Origin of the sequence: Sphingomonas cellulosilytica (assembly GCF_052321755.1) — a bacterium.
GTDB lineage: Bacteria > Pseudomonadota > Alphaproteobacteria > Sphingomonadales > Sphingomonadaceae > Sphingomonas.
The window spans coordinates 275188-296556 of the sequence record NZ_JBQRTT010000003.1 but is presented as its reverse complement, the minus strand read 5'-3'; the positions used below and the strand labels follow the sequence as shown (position 1 = coordinate 296556).

Genomic DNA, 21369 nt, shown 5'->3' with positions numbered 1-21369 from the left:
GCGTGGTCATGAACATTTTGCGCCCAGACCTGCGCCGTCTCCTGCGGGCCGCCGTACCGTTCGCCGCGTTCGCTCTCGTCGCATGCCAGCCGCAGCCGACGGAGGCACCGCCGCTGGCCGGCGCGCGGATCGGCGGCCCCTTCACGCTGGTGAACCAGGACGGCCGCACCGTCACCGACCGCGATTTCGCCGGCAAGTACCGGATCATGTACTTCGGCTATACCTTCTGCCCGGATGTCTGCCCCGTCGATGCGGCGGCGATCGGCAAGGGGCTGGCGATGGTCGATGCCAGCGATCCCGACCTCGCGCGCCGGATCGTGCCGGTGTTCGTCAGCGTCGATCCCGAGCGTGACAGTCCCAAGGTGCTCAAGAGCTTCGTCGCCGCCTTCCACCCGCGCATGGTGGGGCTGACCGGCACGCCGCAGCAGGTCGCGGGCATCGCCAAGGCCTATGGCATCTATGCCGGCAAGGGTGAGACACAGCCCGGTGGCGGCTATCTGGTGAACCACAGCCGCACCACCTATCTGATGGATCCGGACGGCAAGCCGCTTGCGCTGCTGCCCTCCGACAAGGGGCCGCAAGCCGTGGCCGACGAGATCAAGCGCTGGGCGAGATGACGAACTTCTGGGAGCTGCCGATCGAACAGCTCGATCGTGCGCAATGGGAGGCGCTGTGCGACGGTTGCGGCAAATGCTGCATCCACAAGCTGGAGGACGAGGATACCGGCGCCATCGTGCCGACCAACGTCGCCTGCCGGTTGCTCGACCGGCGCAGCGGTTTCTGCTCGGATTACAAGCACCGCCACGCCTATGTGCCCGAATGCGTGCGGCTGACCGCGCGCAACGTGCGCGGAATCGACTGGCTGCCCTCCACCTGCGCCTACCGCCTGCGCGCGGCGGGCGAGCCGTTGCGCGACTGGCATTACCTCATCAGCGGCGATCGTGAGACGGTGCACGCCGCCGGCATCTCCGTGCGGGGCTGGACGGTGAGCGAAGCCGATGTCGGCGACCTCGAGAACCACGTCATCGATCGCGAATTGTGACCACGCCGTTCGAGGTCGTCCGCCATCCCACGGCGCGGCGGATACGGCTGTCGATCGATCCGGCGAGCGGCGCGGTGCGGCTGGTCGTCCCCAAGCGCGCGGCGCTGAAGCCGGCGCTGGCCTGGGCGCAGGGCAAGGCGGACTGGATCGCCGCCCAGCGCGCCACCCTGCCGCAGCCACAGCCCTATGCGCCGGGCATGGTGCTCACCGTCGCCGACGCGGCGCTGACGATCGCGTGGCAACCGGGTGCCCGGCGTCGGGTGGAGGTGGTCGGCGACACGCTGTCGCTGTCAGGGCCGATCGCGACGCTGCCGCGCCGGGTCGAGACATGGCTGAAGCGGCAAGCGCTCGACCTGCTGACCGCCGAGACGATGGACTATGCCGCCAAGGCCGGCGTCACCGTCGCCAGGGTCGGGATCGGCGATGCGCGCGGGCGCTGGGGCAGCTGCGCCGTCGACGGGGTGATCCGCTACAGCTGGCGGCTGATCCTCGCGCCCGGCTGGGTCCGGCGCGCGACGGTGGCGCATGAGGTCGCGCATCGCGTGCACATGAACCACGCGCCCGTCTTCCACGCGCTGGTCGAACGCTTGTACGGTGCCGATCCGACGCCGGCACGCGCCTGGCTACGCACGCACGGTGCCGCGCTTCACTGGATCGGGCGTTCGTCCTGAAGCGGCCGCTGTAGCGGCTGGCGGACGGGCGGGGGCAGGTCGCGGCGCCGGTCGTCGCGCCGGCCATCGGGCTGCACCTCGCGCGGCGGCGGGGCGTCGCGGGGAGCATCGCGGCCGGTGACGCGATCGATCAGATCGTCGAGCTGCTGCTGCGGCTGGGTCGGCGGCGCCTGCGGCACGCCGTCATCCTCCGCCTGCTGCCCATCGTCGCGCGAGGGCGCCGCGATCGGATTGCCGTCCTCGTCCACCATCGCGGTGCCGTTGTCGGGCTGGCCGAAATACGCCTCCTCGTCGGGCTCCAGCTGCCACTCGGGCAGCGTCACCTGCGTCTCGAACTGCTCGATCGGCCGGTTGGCGGTGGCAGGCTTCATGAACGCGGCAAAGGCGCGCGCCGGCGCGGTGCCGCCGTGCAGGCCGGATACCGGCCGGGCATCGTCGCGGCCCATCCACACGCCCGTGGTGAGGCCGCTGGAGAAGCCGAGGAACCAGCCGTCCTTCAGCGAGGTGGTGGTGCCGGTCTTGCCCGCCACCGGCCGGCCGATCTGCGCCGAACGGCCGGTCCCGGTGTTGACCGTGGTCTGCAGCAGGTCGACCATCTCCGCCGCGACATAGGGCGCGACGAGCACGCGGCTGCGATCCACCTCGTGCCGGTAGATCTCCTGCCCGTTGGCGGTGACGCGGGTGATGCCATAGGGGGTCACCGCCACGCCCTTGTTGGCGACGCTGGCGAAGGCGCGGGTCATGTCGATGAGGCGCACGTCGCTGGTGCCGAGGACCATCGCCGGATGGGTGTTGATCGGCGTGGTGATGCCGAAGCGGCGCGCCATGTCGGCGACGGTGGAAAAGCCCACCTCCTGCCCCAGCTTGGCCGCCACCGTGTTGAGCGAATAGGCAAAGGCGGTGCGCAGCGTCACCGATCCGGAATTGCGGCGCGAATCGTTGCGCGGGCTCCAGCCGTCGATCGTCACGGGCTCGTCGACGATCTTATCCTCGGGCTTGTGGCCCGCCTCCAGCGCGGCGAGGTAGACGAACAGCTTGAACGCCGATCCCGGCTGGCGCACCGCCTGCGTCGCGCGATTGTAGATCGACGACACGTAATCCTTGCCGCCGACCATCGCCCGCACCGCGCCGTCGCGGTCGAGGCTGACGAGCGCGCCCTGCACGCCCGGCGGGGCGTTGGCACGGATCGCGGCATCGGCATCGCGCTGCATGCCGAGGTCCAGCGTCGTCCACACCTCCAGCGGCGCCTGCGTCTCGTCGATCAGCGTGTCGAGCTGCGGCAGCGCCCAGTCGGTGAAGTAGCGCGCCGAATTCTGCCGCGGTTCGGGGCTGAGCTTGAGGTCGGCGACATCGGCGGCGTCCGCCTGCGCCTGGGTGATGAAGCCGCCGCGCACCATCTGCCGAAGCACCACGCCGGCGCGCCCCTTGGCGGCATCGACGTCGGCGGTGGGGGAATAGTTGGACGGCGCCTTGACCAGGCCGGCTATCACCGCCGCTTCGGCAAGACTAAGCCGCTCTGCACCATGGCCGAAGAACTTGCGGCTGGCGGCGTCGATCCCGTAGGCACCGCCGCCGTAATAGACTTTGTTCAGGTAGAGGTCGAGGATCTCTTCCTTGCTGAACTTGCGTTCGAGCGCGAGCGCCAGGATGGCTTCGCGGAATTTGCGGCCGATCCGCTTCTGGTTGCTGAGGAAGACGGTGCGGGCGAGCTGCTGGGTCAGCGTCGATCCGCCCTGCACCCGGCGCCCGCGCTGGTAATTGACCACGAACGAGCGCAGGATGCCGACCGGATCGACGCCGGGATGGTCGTAGAAGCGGCGATCCTCCACCGCGATCGTCGCTTCGCGCATCACGGTCGGGATCCGGTCGTACGACAGCCATTCGCCGTAGCTCGGTCCGAGCGAGGCGATCACGCTGCCGTCGGCGGCATGGACGCGGATCATCTGGCCGTTGGGCGACGATTTCAGCTCGTCGAAGCTCGGCAACTGCGATCGCGCGACATAGACCGCGATCACCAATGCCCCGAAAGCGAGGATCGCGAGCCCGATCAGGACCTGCAAGGTGATGACGATCCGCCGGCGCCAGCGAGAGCGGGGAGCGGGAGCGGAGCGGGGGGTGCGCGCACGGGCCATGAAGGGCGCAGCAACTACCGGTTAACCGCGTTCCCCACAAGCCGAACCCGCCACGCCCCCGCAGCCGTCCGGCGCGTCAGGCCGCCTTGCGCGCCCGGAATTCGAGCGCGATCGAGTTCATGCAATAGCGCAGGCCGGTCGGCGGCGGCCCGTCGGGAAAGACGTGGCCGAGATGGCTGTCGCAGCGCGCGCACCGCGTTTCGGTGCGGCGCATGCCGTGGCTGGTGTCGGTGTGGTCCGCGACCCGATCGGCCTCGATCGGCTGGGTGAAGCTGGGCCAGCCCGAGCCGCTGTCGTATTTGTCGGCGCTGTCGAACAGGTCGAGGTGACAGGCCGCGCAATGATACAGGCCGTCCGCCTTGTTGTCGGTGAGCGCGCCGGCGAAGGCGCGTTCGGTGCCTGCCTCGCGCAGGACGTGGTATTGCGCCGGCGTCAGCCGCTTGCGCCATTCGGTTTCCGAGAGATTGAGCTGATCCATGGCTTCCAATTTCGTGAGGGCCGGAGGCGTCGTCAACCATCATGGCCCCATTCTGGTCGCATGGGCCATGACCTGGATCAGTCCGGGCGGCATCGCCGCGATCGCGGCGGCCGACCAACGGCTCTCGGCGATGCGGCGGACCGCCCCGGCGATGGCCATCGGCCGGGCGAGGCGGCGGGCGAAGCGCCGCTGCCAGGGCGCCGCTGCCACCGGTCCGCCGACCAGAAAGGCGTCGGCGGCCCCCAAGCCGCTCGCCAGCGCGATCCCCATGCCTTCGCCGGCAAGCGAGGGGATGACGCCCGCCTGGTCGCCGAGCCGGAACAGGCCGGCCATGCCGCTGCGCTGCCGCCAGCCATAGGGCACGTTGGCGATGGCATCGACGTCCGCGTCGGCGGCGAGCGAGGCGAGCCGGTCGCCGAGGCGGGGCGATTCCCGGCCCAGCGCGGCGAGCAGATCGGCGGGCGTGCCCGCGGTCTGCAATCGCGACCGGTGCACCGCCATGCAGACGTTGGCGCTGCCATCCTCCTGCAAGGCGATGCCGGCATAGCCGCGATCGAACAGGTGCAGCTCGATCCGACCCGCGAGCGCCTGCGTCAGCGCGGGGGAGGACGCCAGCCGCACGCGCAGGCCCAGCGTCGGGTCGGTGCCCCGCGCCGCCGCCGGGCGGGCGAGGCCGCGCAGGTCATGCTTGCCGGTGGCTAGGAACAGCGCATCGCCGGCGATCGTCGCGCCATCGGCCAGCTGCGCGGTCGATCCTTCGATCGTGCGCACCGTCACGCCGCCTTCCACGGCGGCGCCCGCGTGGAGGGCGGCGGCGCGCAACAGCGTGTCCAGCCGCCGCCGCGACACGCCGAGCGCCGGCTGCGGCAGTGTCGCTTCGCGCACACGGTTCCCTGCGAACAGCGTCACCTGCGTCAACCGGTCGCGATTGAGCCGGTCGGGATCGATGCCGAGGGCGATCAGACGCTCGATCGTGCGCCAGCTGACGAAGCCGCCGCACAGTGCATCGCCATCGGCATGCCGCTCCAGCAGCAGCGGCCGGGCGCCGCCACGCGCCAGCCGGATCGCCGCGGCCGACCCCGCCGGTCCGCCCCCGACGATCAGCGCAGCCGTTCGACGCACAGCCGGAACGGAAAGGCGCGGAACACGCGCGCATCGGTGATCCCTGCCGCGGCGAGCAGCGGCGGCCATTCGGCGGGGCGATAGGAGCGGGCGATCGACAGCGTGCCGTCGTGCCGCACGATCGGGTGCCAGCGGGCGAGGCGGGCGAGCAGCGGAAACCCGCGATACGCGAAGCCGTGGCGATGAAGATCGTTGACCAGCCAGCCACAGGCCGCCTCGCGCTCCATGAAGCGGAGGAAGGCGATCAGCTGAGGCCGCGTCATATGGTGCGCGACGAGGCTGGAGAGGACGACATCCCAGCCTTCACCGGCGAGATCGGCATAATCGCCGGTCCGCCACTCGATCGGCAGGTCGCGCGGGCTATGCGCACGCGCTGCGGCCTCGCTGCGCGGGTTGAGGTCGATACCGACCAGTTCGGCGACGATGCCGCGCCGCGCCGCCCAGCGCGCGATCCGGCGCAGCATGTCGCCATCGCCATAACCCACGTCGACCAGCCGCAGCCTGCTTCGCTGCCCGACCGCGCGATCGAGGAAGGCGAGCGTCGGGCGCGCCGCCAGCGTCACCGTGTTGACCCGCGCCAGGTCGGCGACCACCGCGGCATAGACGTCGGCCGGCAGGTCGTCGGCGTCCATCAGCTCCTCCGCCTCAGTGCGGACGGCGAGGCTCATGCCGCGCGGCGCAACGCCAGCCCCTCGGCGGCGAGGCCGGGACCGAAGGCGAGCGCCACGCCCTCGGCCTGCCGTGGGGGATCAGCGAGCAGGCGGGCGAGCACGAACATCAGCGTCGCCGACGACATGTTGCCATTGTCCGCCAGCACCGCCCGCGACGCGCCGAGCGCTTCGCGGGGCAGCGCCAGTGCCTGTTGCACGGCGTCCAGGATGGAGCGGCCGCCGGCATGCACCGCCCAGAACAGCGAGGCGGGATCGGCTGAGCCGGTGACCGCCGCGGCGAAATCGGCATCGCCCAGCGCCGCGCCGATCCGTGCCGGCACCGCCCCGTCGAGGTGCATCGCAAAGCCCGTGTCGGTGATCGTCCAGCGGATCAGTGCGGCGCTATCGGGCAGCGTCGCGGCGAACGGCCGGCCGAGCGCGATACCCTGGGGCTCCGCGCTGACCAGCGCCGCTGCGGCACCGTCGCCGAACTGGAGCATGGCGAGCAGCGGTTCGAGTGCGGTCGTGTCCTGCAGGTGCAGCGAGGACAGTTCCACCGTCACCACCAGCACGCGCGCCGCCGGATCGGATCGCACGATATGGCGGGCGCTGCGCAGCGCCACGACCGCGGCGTAGCAGCCCATGAAGCCGATCAGCAGCCGCTCGGTGTCGGGCGACAGGCCGAGCCGGGCGGCGATGATCTGGTCGATGCCCGGCGCGACGAAACCGGTGCAGCTCGCCACCACCAGATGGGTGATCCCCGACAGGTCCGCCCGCGTGGCGAGATCGGCGACGGCGGCGAGCGCGAGGACGGGGGCTTCGCGCGCATAGGTTTCCATCCGCGCGGCCGTGCCGGGATGCTCGCCGGCGTAGAACCCGCCGGGCGCCACCGGGCTGGCGCCGTCCGCGGCGGACAGCACCGACCAGCGGTGCGCGATGCCGGCCCGCGCCGCCATGCGGGCGAACACCGGCCGCACGCGTGGCTCGACCCGCTCGGCCGCCCAGTCGATGAAGGCGGCGTGGACGTCCTGCGCCGGAACGGCGGTGCCGATCGCCTGGATGTGCGCGGTGGGATGACCGGATGAAACTGGCGACACCTGAAACCTTTTTAGGCACTTAGGAACGGTGCCGGCATGCCGCAGCAACGCATCTGCCGGCGTAAAGGATGCAGGCGGGGCGGCGCGGCCGACGTTCGCCGGACCAAAATGGCCATATAGCGGATATACTTGTGTTTTTTGGCACGTCGATGATAGCGGGAACGGAGCTGACGACGCTTTTTTGGGGAATGCGACGTGCCACATGAATCCATCGCCGGTCTGGTCAAGGACCTGACGACGCAGCTCTCTGCGATCGCGACGGAATTCGGCACCCGCGCCGACCAGTTGACCGGCGGGGGACGCGATGTGCCCGCCGACCTGCCTGCGCCGCCGCAACCGGAGGCACGCGAACTCGCCAAGCAGCTGCTGGCGCAGCGCATGGCCCGCTTCGATCACTTCCCGGCCGAGCTGTTCCACGAACCGGCCTGGGACATGCTGCTCGCGCTGTTCGTCGCGCACGAGGAGCGCCGGACGATGAACGTCAAGACGCTGGTGGCGAGCGCGCATGCGCCGGTCACCACCTCGCAACGCTGGATCGATCACCTCCACAAGCTGAAGCTCGTCGATCGCGTGATCGATCCGGTCGACCGGCGGCGGATGGAAATCTCGCTGAGCGATTCGGGCTACACCGCCGTCACCGCCTATCTGCGCCGGCTTGGCGCCGCCTGAAACGGTTCAAATCTCGGCGGTAAGCCGCTGGATTGCAACGAAAACGATGTAGGACAGCATGACTGTACCGATCGGAATCGCGGTCAATTCCCGGCCCGCGGAGGTGGATCGCCCTCGTGCGGGGGCACAAGGTCCGGTCCGCTGCCCGATCACCGGAACGGGTGCATCGTAACTATCGATCGTCGAATTGGTTTTGTAGGTTTTGTTTAAGTAGCGCAGCCGATTTTCAGCCCCGGGCATAGAAACGGGGCGGGCATTGCGCATCTTGCGAGTCTTCAGCGCAAGTAGAGGTGGGATCTGGCGGCACGATGCCGCCATCCTGACGTCGTCGTGCGCGCTGCTTGCTTGCCTGGTGCCGGTGAATACGGCGCGGGCGGAGACGCGGGCCGGTACGCTGGTCACCAACGTCGCGACCGTCACGGTGCGTGAGGGCGAGGGCACGTACAGCCTGCCATCCAATCCGGTCGCGATGCTGGTCGCCGAGCGGCTCGACGTCGCGCTCGCCCGTACCGACGACGTGGCGATCGACGTGCCCGCCGAAGGCGCGGCGATCCCGCTCCGGCTCACCAACACGGGCAACGGGCGCGAAGCCTTCGAAATCGCCGCGCGGCCGTCCGATGCCAGCGTCGCCGTGCGGCTGATCGCGATCGATGCCGATGGCGACGGCCGCTTCGATCCGGCCGTCGACAGGGTGCTGACCGACCGCCGCACCCCGCTGCTTGACGCGGGCGAGGCGGTGCGCCTCGTCGTGCTGCTCGATCCCGCCGCGGAGCGGATCACGGTCGCCGCATTGAGCGTCGAGGCGCGCGCCGCGACCGGCAGCGGCCCTGCCGGCACGGCGTTCGCCAAGGCCGGCGACGGCGGCGCCACCGCGGTGACCGGGTCGACCGGCGCGCTCGCCGCGGTCGCGGTGCCGATCGGCGTGCGGGCGGCGGCGGTGCCGGTACTCTCCAAATCGCAGAGCGTGCGCGCGCCCGACGGGTCGAGCCGCCCGGTGACGGGCGCGGTCGTCACCTATCGGCTGGAGGCGCGCTTCGCCGGCTCTTCGGCGGCGGCGCGGATCGACGATCCGATTCCCGCCGGCACCGCCTACCTGCCCGGCAGCCTGATGCTCGATGCCGTCCCCCTCACCGATGCGGCGGACGACGATGCCGGCCGCGCCGACGGCCGGGCGATCAGCGTCGCGCTCGGCCCGGTCGGCGGCTTCACCACCCATACCGTCCAGTTCCAGGTCACTATCCGATGAGGAATCCTGCCATGACTACCCGTTCCCTGGCCGCGGTGTTCGCCGCCGGCGTCGCATGCATCGCCATGCCTGCGCCTGCCGCCGAGCCTGCGACCGCCGCCAGGCCTGCAACCTCCGAAGGCCCGCTCACCGTCACCACGCGCATGATGGTGGAACGGCGCGTCGCCGCGTCCGACGGCTCGACCCGCACCACTGTGGTGCCGGCGGCGCGGGCGGTGCCGGGCGACCGGATCACCGTCGTGGTCGCCTATCGCAACACCGGGTCGGCGGCGCTGGGCAATGTCGTGCTCGCCAATCCGGTGCCGCGCAACGTCGCCTATCGCGGCGCGGCGGCGGAGGCGCCCGAGGTGTCGGTCGACGGCAAGACCTATGGCGCCCTCGCCGACCTGCGCGTCGCCACGCCCGACGGCGGGACGCGCGCGGCGGGCGCCGCCGATGTCACCCACGTGCGGTGGCGCCTCCCTGGCACGCTGGCGGCCGGGCAGGGGGGTGAACGCGCATTCCAGGCCGTCCTCAAGTGAATTTCCCCCACACGATTACCAAGCAAGGAGCAACACCGATGACCGCAACAGGGGCGCGGCGCTGGTTGCTGGCCGGAACGGCCGGACTGGCGTCGATCGGGACCGCGCATGCGCAGTCCACCACCGGCACCGCCGCCGGTACCACCATCACCAACACCGCCACCGCCAGCTACACCGTCAACGGTGCCGCCGGCACGGCGACGTCCAACACCGCGACCTTCGTCGTCGACCGCAAGGTCAACCTGACCGTCATCACGACGCAGAATGCCGCAACGCAGGTCAACCTGGGCCAGACCGGTGCGGTGACGACGTTCCAGGTGACCAACAACACCAACGGCACGCAGGATTTCCTGCTGGCGGCCAACCAGCTGATCCCGGCCGGCATCCTGACCGGCACGGACAATTTCGATCTCGCCAACCTCAAGATCTACGTCGATTCGAACAACAACGGCACCTACGATCCGGGCGTCGACACCGCCAACTTCATCGACGAACTGCCCGCCGACGGCCGCGCCACGGTGTTCATCGTCGGCGATATCCCGACCTCGCCGCTCGCCTCGATGGCGCAGGTCGGGCTGGATGCCACGGTCGCGACCGGCGGCGCGAGCGGCACGGCCGGTACGGCGCTGATCCCGACGCCGCTCAACACGCTGAACCAGGACAATGAGATCGACGTCGTCTTCGCCGACGACGACAATGACGGCGTGCTCGGCTACGACGCGCCGCGCAACGGCCAGGGCTGGGCCTATGCCTCCTACGAGGTCGGCGTACACAGCGTGAACCTGTCGGTGACGAAGACCGCCGCGGTCATCTCGGACGGGGTCAGTACGATCAATCCCAAGGCGCTGCCCGGGGCGATCGTGCAATATTGCCTAACCGTCACCAACGCGACCCTCCTCACCCCGGCGAGCGGCGTCAACCTGACCGACGTGATTCCCGCCAACACCACCTATGTGCCCGGATCGATCACGGTCGGCGGCATCGGCGTCGGCGGCGTCTGCCTGCTCAACGGCTTCCCGCAGAACGACGACGGCAGCCAGGCGGCAGGACCTTACACCGGGTCGTTCAACGCCAGCACCAAGACGGTAACGGCGACGATCCCGACGCTGGCGGGCGGCACGTCCGTGGCGGCGAGCTTCCGCGTCAAGATCAACTAAGCCCAACCCCTCAGCAAGGAGTTGCCATCCTCCCGGCGCGGCCCCCCTCGCGCCGGGACACGGCCCCGCTCATGCCCATCGTACGCCCCTTCCTTCGCATGCTCGCCTGTCTCGCAGGTCTTGGCGCTGCCCTGCCGGCGGCGGCGCAGACGCATGTCGAGAATGTGGCGACACTCACCTATCGGTCGGGCGGCGCGGACCAGGTCGTGCAATCCAACGCCGTCGGCTTCGATACCGAGCGTGCGAAGCGGCCGACCAGCTTCACCTTCCGCCTGCTGCCCCAGGGCTATGTGCCCACCGGCATGCGGTGCGAAGGCAATCCGCCGATGTTCACGCCCGCGCGGATCGATGCCGCGACGCTCGCCGCCGCGCCCCGGCTCGCCGCCGTGGACGTCACCTCGCCGCTCGTCATGGTGATCGATGCCGAGGGCAACAATCGCGACCCGCTGGTGCGCGAGACGGTGTTCGTCGATTTCGACACCGGCCGCGTGTCCGGCAAGCTGCCGCTGCTGGAAACGGGAGCGGATACCGGCGTGTTCGCCGGCGCGGTGCCGGCCGCCAACGACACCAGCGATCCCAATCTGGCGCCCTGTTCGCTCCACCTGAAGCGCGGCGACCGGCTGCGGCTGAGCTTCACCGAGGACGAATACAGCTATGGCTCGACGATCGACCTGCTGATCGATCCCGCCGGCTATGTCTTCGATTCGCGTACCGGCGACGTGGTCGACGGCGCCGAGGTGACGCTGCTCGACGAATCGGGCCAGCCTGCGGTCGTCTTCGGTGACGACGGCACCAGCCGCTATCCCGCCACGGTCGTCAGCGGCGCCGCGGTCACCGACGCATCGGGCCGGCGCTATGCCGCGATGCCGGGGCGCTTCCGCTTCCCCTTCGCGCGGCCGGGCCGCTATTCGCTCAAGATCGTGCCGCCGGGCGACTATACCGCACCCTCGGTGGTCGACCGCGCGACGCTCGCCGCGCTGCAGGATCCGGCGGGCGACCCGTTCATCATCGCCGATGCGAGCTACGGCGGTTTCCTGACGCTGGTCGACCAGAACCCCGTCTATGTCGACGTGCCGCTCGACCGGCCGGGCGACGGCACGTTGCTGCTGACCAAGACCGCCTCGGTGCGCGAGGCCTCGCCGGGCGACTTCATCCAATATCGTATCCAGGTGCGCAATCGCGACAGCGTGACGGCGACCGGGCTCACCCTGTCCGACTATCTGCCGCAGGGCCTGCGCTACGAGCGGGGCTCGACCCGCGGCGGCGCCGAACCGAGCGTGACGGCCGACGGCCGCAACCTCAGCTTCGCGATCCCCGCCATCCCCGCCAATGCCACCGCCGAGATCCGCTATGTCGTCACCGTCGCACCCGGCGCCCCCTCCGGCGAGGCGCTGAACCGTGCGCAGGTGTCGGGCGCGGCGCGCGTCACCAGCAATGCGGCGGCGGCCTCGGTCCGCCTGCGCCCGCTGCTGTTCACCGATGCCATGACCGTGATCGGCCGCGTGACCGAGGGCGATTGCGGCGACCCCGTCGCCCAGCGCAAGGGCGTCGCCGGCATCCGCCTGCTGCTGGAGGACGGCACCTTCGTCGTCACCGACCGCGACGGCCTGTACCATTTCGAGGGCGTGCGGCCGGGCCGCCACGTCGTTCAGCTCGATACCGCGAGCGTCCCCGCCAGCCATGCCCCCGTCGCCTGCGACATCGACACGCGCCAGGCGAAGAGCGCCATCTCGCGCTTCGTCGAAGCGGACGGCGGCGTGCTGAAGCGCGTCGACTTCCAGCTGCGACCGACCGGGCAGAAGGCTGCGGCGAACGATGCGCTGCCGATCGCGGTCGCGAGCGATGCCGATGCGGCGGGCAACCGCGAATGGCTGACGGGGCAGGCGCCCGGCATCGGCTGGCTGTTCCCCGCAGTCGACCACAACCCGCGCGCGCCGGTGCTGCGCGTCGCGATCCAGCATGCCCCCGGCCAGCGGGTCGCGCTGACCGTCAACGGCCGCGCTACCGATCCGCTCGCCTTCGACGGCAGCGACGGTGCCGGCGCGGTGGCGGTGTCGAAATGGACCGGCCTGCCGCTTCAGCCGGGCGACAATCGCCTCGTCGCGCGCGTGCTCGCCGAGGATGGCCGCGTGGTCGAGACGCTGGAGCGTCACGTCCATTATGCCGGCGCCCCCGTGCGCGCGACCTTCGATGCCGCGAAGAGCCGGCTGAAGGCCGACGGGCTCAACCGCCCGCTGATCGCGGTGCGTGTCACCGACAAGGACGGGCGGCCGGTGCGCGCCGGCACTTTGGTGCCGTTCCGCGTCGACCAGCCCTATCAGGCGGCGATCGAGGCGGCGCTGGAACAAGGCCGCCAGCTCGCCGGCCGCGAACGCAGCGCCACCACTGCACGCGTCGTCGGCGACGACGGCTATGCCTTCATCGCGCTGCAGCCGACGACGCAGGCGGGCGCGGTGCATGCGGTGGTTTCGCTGCAGGAGGACCGTCAGGTCCGCACCAGCGAGATCCGCGCCTGGCTAGAGGCGGCGCAGCAGGACTGGATGGTCGTCGGCTTCGGCGCGGGCAGCGTCGGCTACGACATGCTGAGCAAGCACGGGCGGTCGCTGCCCCGCGCACAGCGCAACGCGGTCGTCACCGACGGCCAGCTCGCCTTTTACGCCAAGGGGCGGATCAAGGGATCGTGGCTGATGACGATCGCCTATGACAGCGACCGTGCCTACGATCCGACGCGCGGCCTGCTCGGTACGATCGATCCCAACCGCTATTACACCGTCTATGGCGACGGCAGCGCGCAGGGTTATGACGCCGCCACCCGCCGCAAGCTGTACCTGCGCCTCGAACGCCGGGAATTCTACGCGCTGTTCGGCGATTTCGAGACGGGTTTCACCGACACGCAGCTGACCCGCTACAGCCGGACGCTCAACGGCGTGAAGGCGGCCTATGAGGGCGCCACGCTGTCGGTACAGGGCTTCGCCGCCAAGACGGACACGCTCTATGCCCGCGACGAGATCCAGGGCAACGGCCTCAGCGGCCCCTATCGCCTGCGTGCCCGCGGCATCGTGCCCAACAGCGACAAGGTGCGGATCGAGGTGCGCGACCGCTTCCGTTCGGAACTGATCGTCTCCTCGACGCAGCTGACCCGCCATATCGATTACGACATCGACGTCGATCTCGGCACGGTGCGCTTCCGCGAGCCGGTGCTGAGCCGCGATGCCGGCCTCAATCCGATCTTCATCGTCGCGGACTACGAGGTGGAGGGCGGCAGGACGGAAAAGCTCGCCGCCGCAGGCCGCGTCGCCGCCAAGCTCGGCCGGGTCACCGTCGGTGCCAGCGTGATCCGCGACGAAACCGCCGGCAACGCGACCGTCGCCGGCGCGGACGTCAAGGCGCGGATCGGTGCCGCCACCGAGATTCGCGGGGAGTTCGCCGCGGGTGGCAAGCGCGGCATCGGCCGCGACATCGCCTTCCTCGCCGAGGCGGAGCATCACGGCGGCGGCCTCGACCTCTTGGGTTACGTGCGCCAGCAGGACGGCGGTTTCGGCGTCGGCCAGCAGAACCTCGTCGAGGCAGGCACGCGCAAGCTCGGGCTCGACGGCCGCTATGCGCTCACCGACCGGCTGAGCGTGACCGGCACCGCCTGGTATCAGGACATGTTGCTGAGCCCGGCGACGCGCACCGCCGGCGAGGCGCGGCTCGCATACCGCCGCGCCACCGGTACCGTCTTCGTCGGCGGGCAGTTCGCGTCCGACCGCGGCCTTGACGGTGCCGATCGCGACTCGCGGCTGCTCACCCTCGGCGGCACGCAGTCGCTGTTCGGCGGCAGGCTGACGCTCGCCGGCCAGACGCAGTTCGCGCCCGGCGGCGAGAAGGCGTCGGTCGACTTCCCCGTCCGCCACCAGATCACCGCGGCGTGGAAGGTGAAGCAGGGCATCCGCCTGCTCACCGGCTACGAGATCGCCAGCGGCAAGGATTATACCGCCCACACCGCGCAGGTCGGCTTCGACGTCGCGCCCTGGACCGGCGCCAAGCTGATGAGCACGCTCAACCAGCAGGCCATCGGCGAGAACGGCGGGCGGACCTACGCGCAATACGGCCTCAGCCAGTCGCTCCCGCTCGGCAAGCGCTGGTCGGTCGATGCGACCTGGGACGCGACCAGCACGGTGCGCGGGCGCATCCCGCAGGGCGCGGTCATCAACGCCTTCCAGCCGGTCGCCTCGGGAGGGACGATCGGCGGCGGTGGCAACGGCCAGGGCGATGCGGATTTCGCCGCCGCGACGCTCGGCGCCACCTATCGCGCCGCCCGCTGGTCGTGGACCGGCCGCATCGAATATCGCGACGGCCGCAACGACGATCGCTTCGGCCTCGTCACCAGCCTGCTGCGCAGCCTGGGCGAGGGGCGGACGATCGCGTCGAGCCTGCGCGCCTTCCGCGTCCGCAACGCCTCGGGCGCGCTCGCGACGCAGGCGAGCGCCGACCTCGCGCTCGCCTGGCGGCCGCTCGACAGCCGCTGGTCGCTGCTCGAACGGCTGGAATTCCGCCACGAAAGCGCGGACGGCGCGTTCGACGACGGCAACGTGCTGGGCGTGCCTGCCTATGGCGCCGGCGACCAGGTGACCAGCCGCGTCGTCAACAACCTCGCGCTCAACTATCGCAGCGGTGCCGAGGGGCTCGGCCACGGCATCGAAGCGACCGTCTATTACGGCGCCAAGTACGTCGCCGGCCGCTATGCCGACGATACCTACGACGGGTTCATCGACGTGGTCGGCTTCGACCTCAGGCAGGATATCGGCACCCGGTTCGACATCGGCGTCACCGGCTCGGTGCAGCACGCCTGGAGCCGCAACGTCTGGTCGTGGAGCGGCGGCCCGTCCGTCGGCGTCTCGCCCGCCGCCAACCTGTGGATCAGCGCCGGCTACAATGTCGCCGGCTACCGCGACCGCGACTTCGAGGACGATCGCTACACCCGGCAGGGGCCGTACATGACGATGCGCCTCAAGTTCGACCAGCTCTCGCTAGGCGGCGCGACCCGCGCCTTGTTCGGAACCTAACGCCATGCCCGCATCCTGCCTGCCCCCCGGCCATAGCGCCACCTTGCCCTCGCTGGAGGCGCTCGCCCGCCGCTACGCCGCCTTGCCGCGGGTCGACGCCGAAACGCTGATCGACGCGCAGGTCGCCACCGCCATCCGCGAATGGCGGGTGACCGACGCGACCTTCTGGCAACGCGTCAAGTTCCGTTCGCGGATGATCCGCACCGCCGCTTCCCGCCCCACCGCCTTCGCGCAGGACCGCACCGACCGATGATGCACGCTCCCATCGCCATCCCGGCGCTCGCCCCGCCACCCCGCGACCAGCGCCGCGACAAGCGCCATGCCAGCGTGCTGCTGATCGGCCGCGTCGCGCATGCGGCGGCCGAATCCGCCTGCCTCGTCCACGATATCTCCGAACACGGCCTGATGGCGCGCTTCACCGCGATGCCGGTGGTCGGCGAGCGACTGCGCATCGCGGTGCGCGGGCTGGCGGAGGTCGCGGCGACGGTGCGCTGGGTCAACGGCTACAAGGCGGGTGTCGAGTTCGACGTGGCGCAGCGCATCGACACCATCTTCCGCCTGCGCGACGATCGCGGCCTCGTCGCGCGCACGCCGCGCTTCGCGATGGCGGCGACCGCCAGCCTGCGCATCGCCGACCGGCGGATCGCCGTCGATATCCTCGATATCTCGCCCGGCGGAGTGAAGCTGCGCAGCGACGCGGCGGTATGCAGCGGCCAGGCGGGCAGCGTGCTGCTGCCGGAGGTCAACGCCGCCGCCTTCGGCACCATCTGCTGGACGCGCGAGGATCGCTTCGGCTTCCGCTTCTGCGAGCCGCTGTCGCTCGCGCTCCTCTCGCGCGTGCTCGGCTGCGGATAGGTTTGCCCGCGGCGGCGGGCGGCGCTACGGAACGGAACGTGACCGACAGCGACCGCCTCCTCTCCGCCAGCCGCCGCCCCGAGGACGTCGATGCCGCCCTTCGGCCCAAGAACCTCGATGAATTCGTCGGCCAGCAGGCGGCGCGCGAGAACCTGCGTGTGTTCATCGAGGCGGCGCGCAGCCGCGGCGATGCGCTCGACCATGTGTTGTTCTTCGGCCCGCCGGGCCTCGGCAAGACGACGCTCGCGCAGATCATCGCGCGCGAGATGGGCGTCGGCTTCCGCGCGACCAGCGGCCCCGTCATCGCGAAATCGGGCGATCTTGCCGCCCTGCTCACCAATCTTGAGGATGGCGACGTCCTCTTCATCGATGAGATCCACCGCCTCCAGCCTGCGGTGGAGGAGGTGCTGTACCCGGCGATGGAGGATCGCGCGCTCGACCTGATGATCGGCGAAGGGCCGTCGGCGCGCTCGGTCCGGATCGACCTGCCGCGCTTCACCCTGGTCGGCGCGACGACGCGGCAGGGGCTGCTGACGACGCCGCTGCGCGACCGTTTCGGCATCCCGGTGCGCCTGCAATTCTATACGGTGGAGGAGCTGACGCGGGTGGTGACGCGCGCCGCCGGGCTGCTCGACCTTGCGATCGCCCCCGATGGCGCGGGCGAGATCGCCCGGCGCGCGCGCGGCACCCCGCGCATCGCCGGCCGGCTGCTGCGCCGGGTGCGCGACTTCGCCAATGTCGCGGGCACGATCACCGTCGATCGCATCGCCGCGGATCGCGCGCTCAACCGGCTGGAGGTGGATTCGCTCGGCCTCGACGCGATGGACCGGCGCTACCTCCACATGATCGCCGACATCTATCGCGGCGGCCCGGTCGGCGTCGAAACGCTCGCCGCCGGCCTCTCCGAACCGCGCGACACGATCGAGGAGGTGATCGAACCCTACCTCATCCAGCTGGGGCTCGTCGCCCGCACCGCCCGCGGCCGCGTGCTGAATGCCGGCGGCTGGAAGCACCTCGGCCTCAACCCGCCCGTCGGCAGCCAGGACGGATTATTCGACCTTTAATTCCTCCCTCGCTTCAGCGGGGGAGGGGGACCGTTCGCCGAAGGCGAATGGTGGAGGGGGCGGTTCCGCGAGCATGACGGCCGCCGCTTACCTCCCCCTCCGTCAGCGCTGATGCGCTGCCACCTCCCCCTGGCGGGGGAGGAAGGGTTTCGACCCACCCCACACAATGTTGCGTGGCACCCGGCCGCGGCATCTGTTAGCCGTAGCGTCATGCCCAGCTCGGCCGCCGCCTCCGCCCGCGAAATCCTCACCCGCCTGCACGACGTGATGGCCGGTCGCAATCCGGCCCAGGCCAAGCTCAACGCCGTCGTCGGCATCATCGCCGAGGCGATGGATAGCGAGGTGTGCTCGATCTATCTCCTGCGCGAGGGCGTGCTGGAGCTGTTCGCGACCCGCGGGCTGGACCAGGCGGCGGTGCACGTCACCAAGCTGGCGCTGGGCGAGGGGCTGGTCGGCACGATCGCCGAGGATGTCGAGGTGCTGAACCTCGACGAGGCGGCGAGCCATCCCGACTTCGCCTACAAGCCCGAAACGGGCGAGGAACGCTACCACAGCTTCGCCGGCGTGCCGATCATCCGCCGCGAACGCGCGGTCGGCGTTCTCGCCGTGCAGCACAGCGAACAGCGCCGCTATCAGGATGTCGAGATCGAGGCGTTGCAGACGGTGGCGATGGTGCTGTCCGAACTGATCGCCAATGCCGGCCTGATCGACACCGCCGCCGCAGCGAGCAACCGGCCGCAGTCGACCGCGGCGGTGCGGCTGCTCGGCCAGAAGCTCGTCGAGGGCATGGGATCGGGCTACGCCGTCTTCCACCAGCCGCGCATCGTCGTCGAGCACACCGTCGCCGAGGATATCGATGCCGAGCGGCACCGCGTCTATGCCGCGTTCGACAAGATGCGCGAGCAGATCGACCGCATGACGCGCGAGGCGGAGTTCGGCGTCGGCGGCGAGCATGAAGAGGTGCTGCAGACCTACAAGATGTTCGCCTATGACGAGGGCTGGGCGCGGCGGATCAACGAGGCGATCGATTCCGGCCTCACCGCCGAAGCCGCGATCGAGCGTGTCCAGCAGCGCACCCGCCAGCGCATGCGCCAGATCGACGATCCCTTGCTCGCCGATCGCATGCACGACCTGGAGGATCTCTCCAACCGGCTGCTGCGCATCGTCTCGGGTCAGATGGGGACGGCGGCGCAGCTCGGCCTGCGGCAGGACACGATCCTGATCGCCCGCAACCTGGGCCCTGCCGAACTGCTCGAATACGACAAGCGGCGCCTGAAGGGCGTGGTGCTGGAGGAAGGATCGCTGACCGCGCACGTCACCATCGTCGCGCGTGCGATGGGGGTGCCGGTGCTGGGTCGCGTCCGCGATGTGCGGCGGCTGATCGCGGAAGGCGACCTGCTGCTGCTTGATTCAGTTGCGGGTAATGTGTTCGCGCGCCCTTCCGCGGCGATGGAAGAGGCATTCGAAGCCAAGCTGGCGCTGCGCCAGAAGCGCAAGGCCGCCTTCGCCGCGCTGCGCGACGTGCCGCCCGAGACGCAGGACGGCCACCGCATCACGCTGATGGTCAACGCGGGCCTGCGCGACGATGTCGCGGCGCTGGACATCACCGGCGCCGACGGCATCGGCCTGTTCCGCACCGAGTTCCAGTTCCTCGTGTCGGCGACGCTGCCCCAGCGCGAGCGGCAGCAGCGCCTATACAAGGAGGTGCTGGATGCCGCCGGCGACCGGCCGGTGATCTTCCGCACCGTCGATATCGGCGGCGACAAGGCCTTGCCCTATCTCAACAAGGCGGATGCCGACGAGGAGAATCCGGCGATGGGCTGGCGCGCGCTGCGCCTGGCGCTCGACCGCGACGGCCTGATGAAGGTGCAGGCCCGCGCGCTGATCGAGGCGGCGGCGGGCCGCACGCTCAACGTCATGTTCCCGATGGTGTCGGAGGCGTGGGAGTTCGCCGAGGCCAAGGCCTTGTTCGAGGCGCAGCGCCACTGGCTCGGCCAACGCGGCCGGCGGCTGCCGGTCGAGATCCGCTACGGCGCGATGCTGGAGGTGCCGGCGCTCGCCGAACAGCTCGACCTGCTGCTGCCGGAGATCGATTTCCTGTCGGTCGGCACCAACGACCTGACGCAATTCCTGTTCGCCGCGGATCGCGCCAATCCCAAGCTTGCCGAACGCTACGACTGGCTCAGCCCGTCGATCCTGCGCTTTCTGGCCCGCGTCATCGCACCCGCGCGCGAAGCGGGGGTGACGCTGGCGGTGTGCGGCGAGATGGGCGGGCGGCCGCTGGAGGCGATGGCGCTGATCGGGCTCGGCATCGACCGGCTGTCGATCACGCCGGCGGCGATCGGCCCGATCAAGGCGATGGTGCGCAGCCTGGATCATGCCGCCTGCCGCGCCTACGTCGCCGAACTCGTTGCCCGGCCGCCGCGCGACATGCGGGCCGCGCTGACCGACTGGGCGGGGGCGCACGGCGTCGATCTGGCCTGAAACGCCGCCGAACCGGGTGGCGCTTGCGTTGACTTGCCGTAAGGCATGGAGGAATGTCGCGCCCGTCAGCGCACCCTCCCTTGGAGACACGAATGGACGAGGTCGATCCCGGCCAGCCCAACCCGAACCCTGTTCCCCCGGCCCGGCCGGGCGAGCGGTTGCGTGATGCGCGGGACAGCCGGGGGCTGAGCCTGGCGGAGGTCGCCGCGCGCACCCGCGTGCCGCAGCGCCACCTGGAGGCACTGGAAGCGGGCGATTATACGGCACTGCCCTCGCCGACCTATGCGATGGGTTTTTCCAAGGCCTATGCGCGCGCCGTCGGCGTCGACGAGGTCGCCATCGCACAGGACGTGCGCCGCGAGCTCGACCGGCTGGGGCCGCGCCAGCCCGAATATGTGCCGTACGAGACGGCCGATCCGGCCCGCGTGCCCTCGCGCGGGGTCGCAGCGCTGGGCGTCGGCATCGCGCTCGCCGTGCTGATCCTTGTCGGCCTGTGGTATGGCACCGGCCTGTTCCGCCCGCAGACGAGTGCGCCCGCCGACGAAGTTGTCGTCGCGCAGACGATCGCGCCCAAGCCGACGCCAGCCGCATCGCCGGCCGCGCCGACCGGCGGCGAGGTGGTGCTGACCGCCAATGACGAAGTCTGGCTGCGCGTCTACGACGCCGACAACAAGACGCTGTACCTCGGCACGATGAAGCCGGGCGAACGCTTCGTGGTGCCCGCGGGCGCCAACGATCCCAAGATCAACGTCGGCCGTCCGGACAAGCTGGCGGTGACGCTGAACGGGTCGGCGATCCCGCCGCTGGGCGATGGCAGCCGCGCGATCAAGGACGTGCGGGTCAGCGGCCCGGCGATCGCGGCGCGGCTCGCCGGTCAGCCGGCGCCGACGCCCTCGCCCAGCGCCGCGGCGTCCCGCGAGACGGCGCGGGAGAGTGGGCGTGAGACGGACCGGCCGCGCCGCGAGCGTCGGACCTCTCGTGCCGCCGAGGACGACACGGCACGCGCCAACCTGCAATCGAGCCAAGAACCTGCGGCGACTGGCAATTCGTCGGCACCTTAAGGCTGGCGACAGGTGCGCGGATGCAGCTATGACGCCCGTTAATCCACCAATGTCGCGCCGGGGGGTGCCTTG

The 21369-nt window shown here is 70.5% G+C and carries 19 protein-coding genes; 13 read left to right on the top strand and 6 right to left on the bottom strand.

The genetic code is table 11. The features are described from left to right. The first annotated feature begins 8 nt into the window (after nucleotides 1–8). The 3 genes from ACTZQ5_RS06670 to ACTZQ5_RS06660 are packed head-to-tail and all read left to right on the top strand — an operon-like array spanning nucleotide 9 to nucleotide 1713. Nucleotides 9–617: an SCO family protein gene (locus ACTZQ5_RS06670; protein ID WP_443584378.1), complete on the top strand. Its 609-nt coding sequence runs from the start codon at nucleotides 9–11 to the stop codon at nucleotides 615–617. Continuing rightward, nucleotides 614–1042: a YcgN family cysteine cluster protein gene (locus ACTZQ5_RS06665; protein ID WP_443584377.1), complete on the top strand. Its 429-nt coding sequence runs from the start codon at nucleotides 614–616 to the stop codon at nucleotides 1040–1042. The genes ACTZQ5_RS06670 and ACTZQ5_RS06665 overlap by 4 nt, the downstream gene beginning before the upstream one ends. After that, nucleotides 1039–1713 (top strand): M48 family metallopeptidase, encoded by a 675-nt coding sequence (locus tag ACTZQ5_RS06660; RefSeq protein WP_443584376.1) that lies wholly within the window; start codon nucleotides 1039–1041, stop codon nucleotides 1711–1713. The genes ACTZQ5_RS06665 and ACTZQ5_RS06660 overlap by 4 nt, the downstream gene beginning before the upstream one ends. Here the strand turns inward: ACTZQ5_RS06660 and ACTZQ5_RS06655 are convergent. From ACTZQ5_RS06655 to ACTZQ5_RS06635, 5 genes are all read right to left on the bottom strand, one after another. Next, nucleotides 1689–3845 carry a transglycosylase domain-containing protein gene (locus ACTZQ5_RS06655; protein ID WP_443584375.1) on the bottom strand — a complete coding sequence of 719 codons (2157 nt, stop codon included), beginning with the start codon at nucleotides 3843–3845 and terminating at the stop codon, nucleotides 1689–1691. The two genes, ACTZQ5_RS06660 and ACTZQ5_RS06655, sit on opposite strands and share 25 nt — an antisense overlap. Nucleotides 3846–3921: 76 nt before the next feature. Then, entirely contained in the window at nucleotides 3922–4323 is a 402-nt protein-coding gene (msrB, locus tag ACTZQ5_RS06650; RefSeq protein WP_443584374.1) for a peptide-methionine (R)-S-oxide reductase MsrB, read from the bottom strand. 39 nt (nucleotides 4324–4362) lie between these two features. After that, nucleotides 4363–5445, bottom strand: coding sequence for an NAD(P)/FAD-dependent oxidoreductase (locus tag ACTZQ5_RS06645; protein ID WP_443584373.1), 1083 nt, complete (start codon nucleotides 5443–5445; stop codon nucleotides 4363–4365). Continuing rightward, nucleotides 5424–6113 carry a methyltransferase domain-containing protein gene (locus ACTZQ5_RS06640; RefSeq protein WP_443584372.1) on the bottom strand — a complete coding sequence of 230 codons (690 nt, stop codon included), beginning with the start codon at nucleotides 6111–6113 and terminating at the stop codon, nucleotides 5424–5426. The genes ACTZQ5_RS06645 and ACTZQ5_RS06640 overlap by 22 nt, the downstream gene beginning before the upstream one ends. Then, entirely contained in the window at nucleotides 6110–7192 is a 1083-nt protein-coding gene (locus ACTZQ5_RS06635; protein WP_443584371.1) for a type III polyketide synthase, read from the bottom strand. Before ACTZQ5_RS06635 ends, ACTZQ5_RS06640 begins: the two co-directional genes overlap by 4 nt. 195 nt (nucleotides 7193–7387) lie before the next feature. On the opposite strand from ACTZQ5_RS06635, the gene ACTZQ5_RS06630 reads away from it, so the two are divergent. Next, nucleotides 7388–7861: a hypothetical protein gene (locus tag ACTZQ5_RS06630; RefSeq protein ID WP_443584370.1), complete on the top strand. Its 474-nt coding sequence runs from the start codon at nucleotides 7388–7390 to the stop codon at nucleotides 7859–7861. Between the two features lie 6 nt (nucleotides 7862–7867). Here ACTZQ5_RS06630 and ACTZQ5_RS06625 read toward each other — a convergent pair whose 3' ends face one another. Then, nucleotides 7868–8125 carry a hypothetical protein gene (locus ACTZQ5_RS06625; RefSeq protein ID WP_443584369.1) on the bottom strand — a complete coding sequence of 86 codons (258 nt, stop codon included), beginning with the start codon at nucleotides 8123–8125 and terminating at the stop codon, nucleotides 7868–7870. Nucleotides 8126–8213: 88 nt separating this feature from the next. Here ACTZQ5_RS06625 and ACTZQ5_RS06620 point away from each other — a divergent pair, with 88 nt between their 5' ends. From ACTZQ5_RS06620 to ACTZQ5_RS06580, 9 genes are all read left to right on the top strand, one after another. Next, entirely contained in the window at nucleotides 8214–9107 is an 894-nt protein-coding gene (locus ACTZQ5_RS06620) for a hypothetical protein (protein ID WP_443584368.1), read from the top strand. Between the two features lie 11 nt (nucleotides 9108–9118). Beyond that, nucleotides 9119–9628: a hypothetical protein gene (locus ACTZQ5_RS06615; protein WP_443584367.1), complete on the top strand. Its 510-nt coding sequence runs from the start codon at nucleotides 9119–9121 to the stop codon at nucleotides 9626–9628. Nucleotides 9629–9666: 38 nt separating this feature from the next. Continuing rightward, a complete protein-coding gene (locus ACTZQ5_RS06610) occupies nucleotides 9667–10785 on the top strand; it encodes a hypothetical protein (RefSeq protein WP_443584366.1) in 1119 nt (372 codons plus the stop codon). 98 nt (nucleotides 10786–10883) lie between these two features. Further along, a complete protein-coding gene (locus tag ACTZQ5_RS06605) occupies nucleotides 10884–15833 on the top strand; it encodes a DUF11 domain-containing protein (RefSeq protein ID WP_443584365.1) in 4950 nt (1649 codons plus the stop codon). 4 nt (nucleotides 15834–15837) lie between these two features. After that, complete coding sequence (locus tag ACTZQ5_RS06600; protein WP_443584364.1) at nucleotides 15838–16086, top strand: hypothetical protein; 249 nt, start codon at nucleotides 15838–15840, stop codon at nucleotides 16084–16086. Continuing rightward, nucleotides 16083–16688: a PilZ domain-containing protein gene (locus ACTZQ5_RS06595; protein WP_443584363.1), complete on the top strand. Its 606-nt coding sequence runs from the start codon at nucleotides 16083–16085 to the stop codon at nucleotides 16686–16688. Before ACTZQ5_RS06600 ends, ACTZQ5_RS06595 begins: the two co-directional genes overlap by 4 nt. Nucleotides 16689–16726: 38 nt before the next feature. After that, nucleotides 16727–17752, top strand: coding sequence for a Holliday junction branch migration DNA helicase RuvB (gene ruvB / locus ACTZQ5_RS06590; RefSeq protein ID WP_443584362.1), 1026 nt, complete (start codon nucleotides 16727–16729; stop codon nucleotides 17750–17752). 210 nt (nucleotides 17753–17962) lie between these two features. Then, nucleotides 17963–20236 (top strand): phosphoenolpyruvate--protein phosphotransferase, encoded by a 2274-nt coding sequence (gene ptsP, locus ACTZQ5_RS06585; protein WP_443584361.1) that lies wholly within the window; start codon nucleotides 17963–17965, stop codon nucleotides 20234–20236. 92 nt (nucleotides 20237–20328) lie between these two features. After that, nucleotides 20329–21297: a helix-turn-helix domain-containing protein gene (locus tag ACTZQ5_RS06580; protein ID WP_443584360.1), complete on the top strand. Its 969-nt coding sequence runs from the start codon at nucleotides 20329–20331 to the stop codon at nucleotides 21295–21297. Nucleotides 21298–21369: the final 72 nt, after the last annotated feature.

Excerpts from the sequence above, each read along its gene's own strand:
- ACTZQ5_RS06665 (WP_443584377.1), top strand. The coding sequence starts at position 614 with ATGACGAACTTCTGGGAGCTGCCGATCGAACAGCTCGATCGTGCGCAA.
- ACTZQ5_RS06610 (WP_443584366.1), top strand. The coding sequence starts at position 9,667 with ATGACCGCAACAGGGGCGCGGCGCTGGTTGCTGGCCGGAACGGCCGGA.
- ACTZQ5_RS06625 (WP_443584369.1), bottom strand. The coding sequence starts at position 8,125 with ATGCGCAATGCCCGCCCCGTTTCTATGCCCGGGGCTGAAAATCGGCTG.
- ACTZQ5_RS06670 (WP_443584378.1), top strand. The coding sequence starts at position 9 with ATGAACATTTTGCGCCCAGACCTGCGCCGTCTCCTGCGGGCCGCCGTA.
- ACTZQ5_RS06580 (WP_443584360.1), top strand. The coding sequence starts at position 20,329 with ATGGACGAGGTCGATCCCGGCCAGCCCAACCCGAACCCTGTTCCCCCG.
- ACTZQ5_RS06595 (WP_443584363.1), top strand. The coding sequence starts at position 16,083 with ATGATGCACGCTCCCATCGCCATCCCGGCGCTCGCCCCGCCACCCCGC.
- msrB (WP_443584374.1), bottom strand. The coding sequence starts at position 4,323 with ATGGATCAGCTCAATCTCTCGGAAACCGAATGGCGCAAGCGGCTGACG.
- ptsP (WP_443584361.1), top strand. The coding sequence starts at position 17,963 with ATGCCCAGCTCGGCCGCCGCCTCCGCCCGCGAAATCCTCACCCGCCTG.
- ACTZQ5_RS06640 (WP_443584372.1), bottom strand. The coding sequence starts at position 6,113 with ATGAGCCTCGCCGTCCGCACTGAGGCGGAGGAGCTGATGGACGCCGAC.
- ACTZQ5_RS06600 (WP_443584364.1), top strand. The coding sequence starts at position 15,838 with ATGCCCGCATCCTGCCTGCCCCCCGGCCATAGCGCCACCTTGCCCTCG.
- ACTZQ5_RS06615 (WP_443584367.1), top strand. The coding sequence starts at position 9,119 with ATGACTACCCGTTCCCTGGCCGCGGTGTTCGCCGCCGGCGTCGCATGC.
- ACTZQ5_RS06605 (WP_443584365.1), top strand. The coding sequence starts at position 10,884 with ATGCTCGCCTGTCTCGCAGGTCTTGGCGCTGCCCTGCCGGCGGCGGCG.
- ACTZQ5_RS06655 (WP_443584375.1), bottom strand. The coding sequence starts at position 3,845 with ATGGCCCGTGCGCGCACCCCCCGCTCCGCTCCCGCTCCCCGCTCTCGC.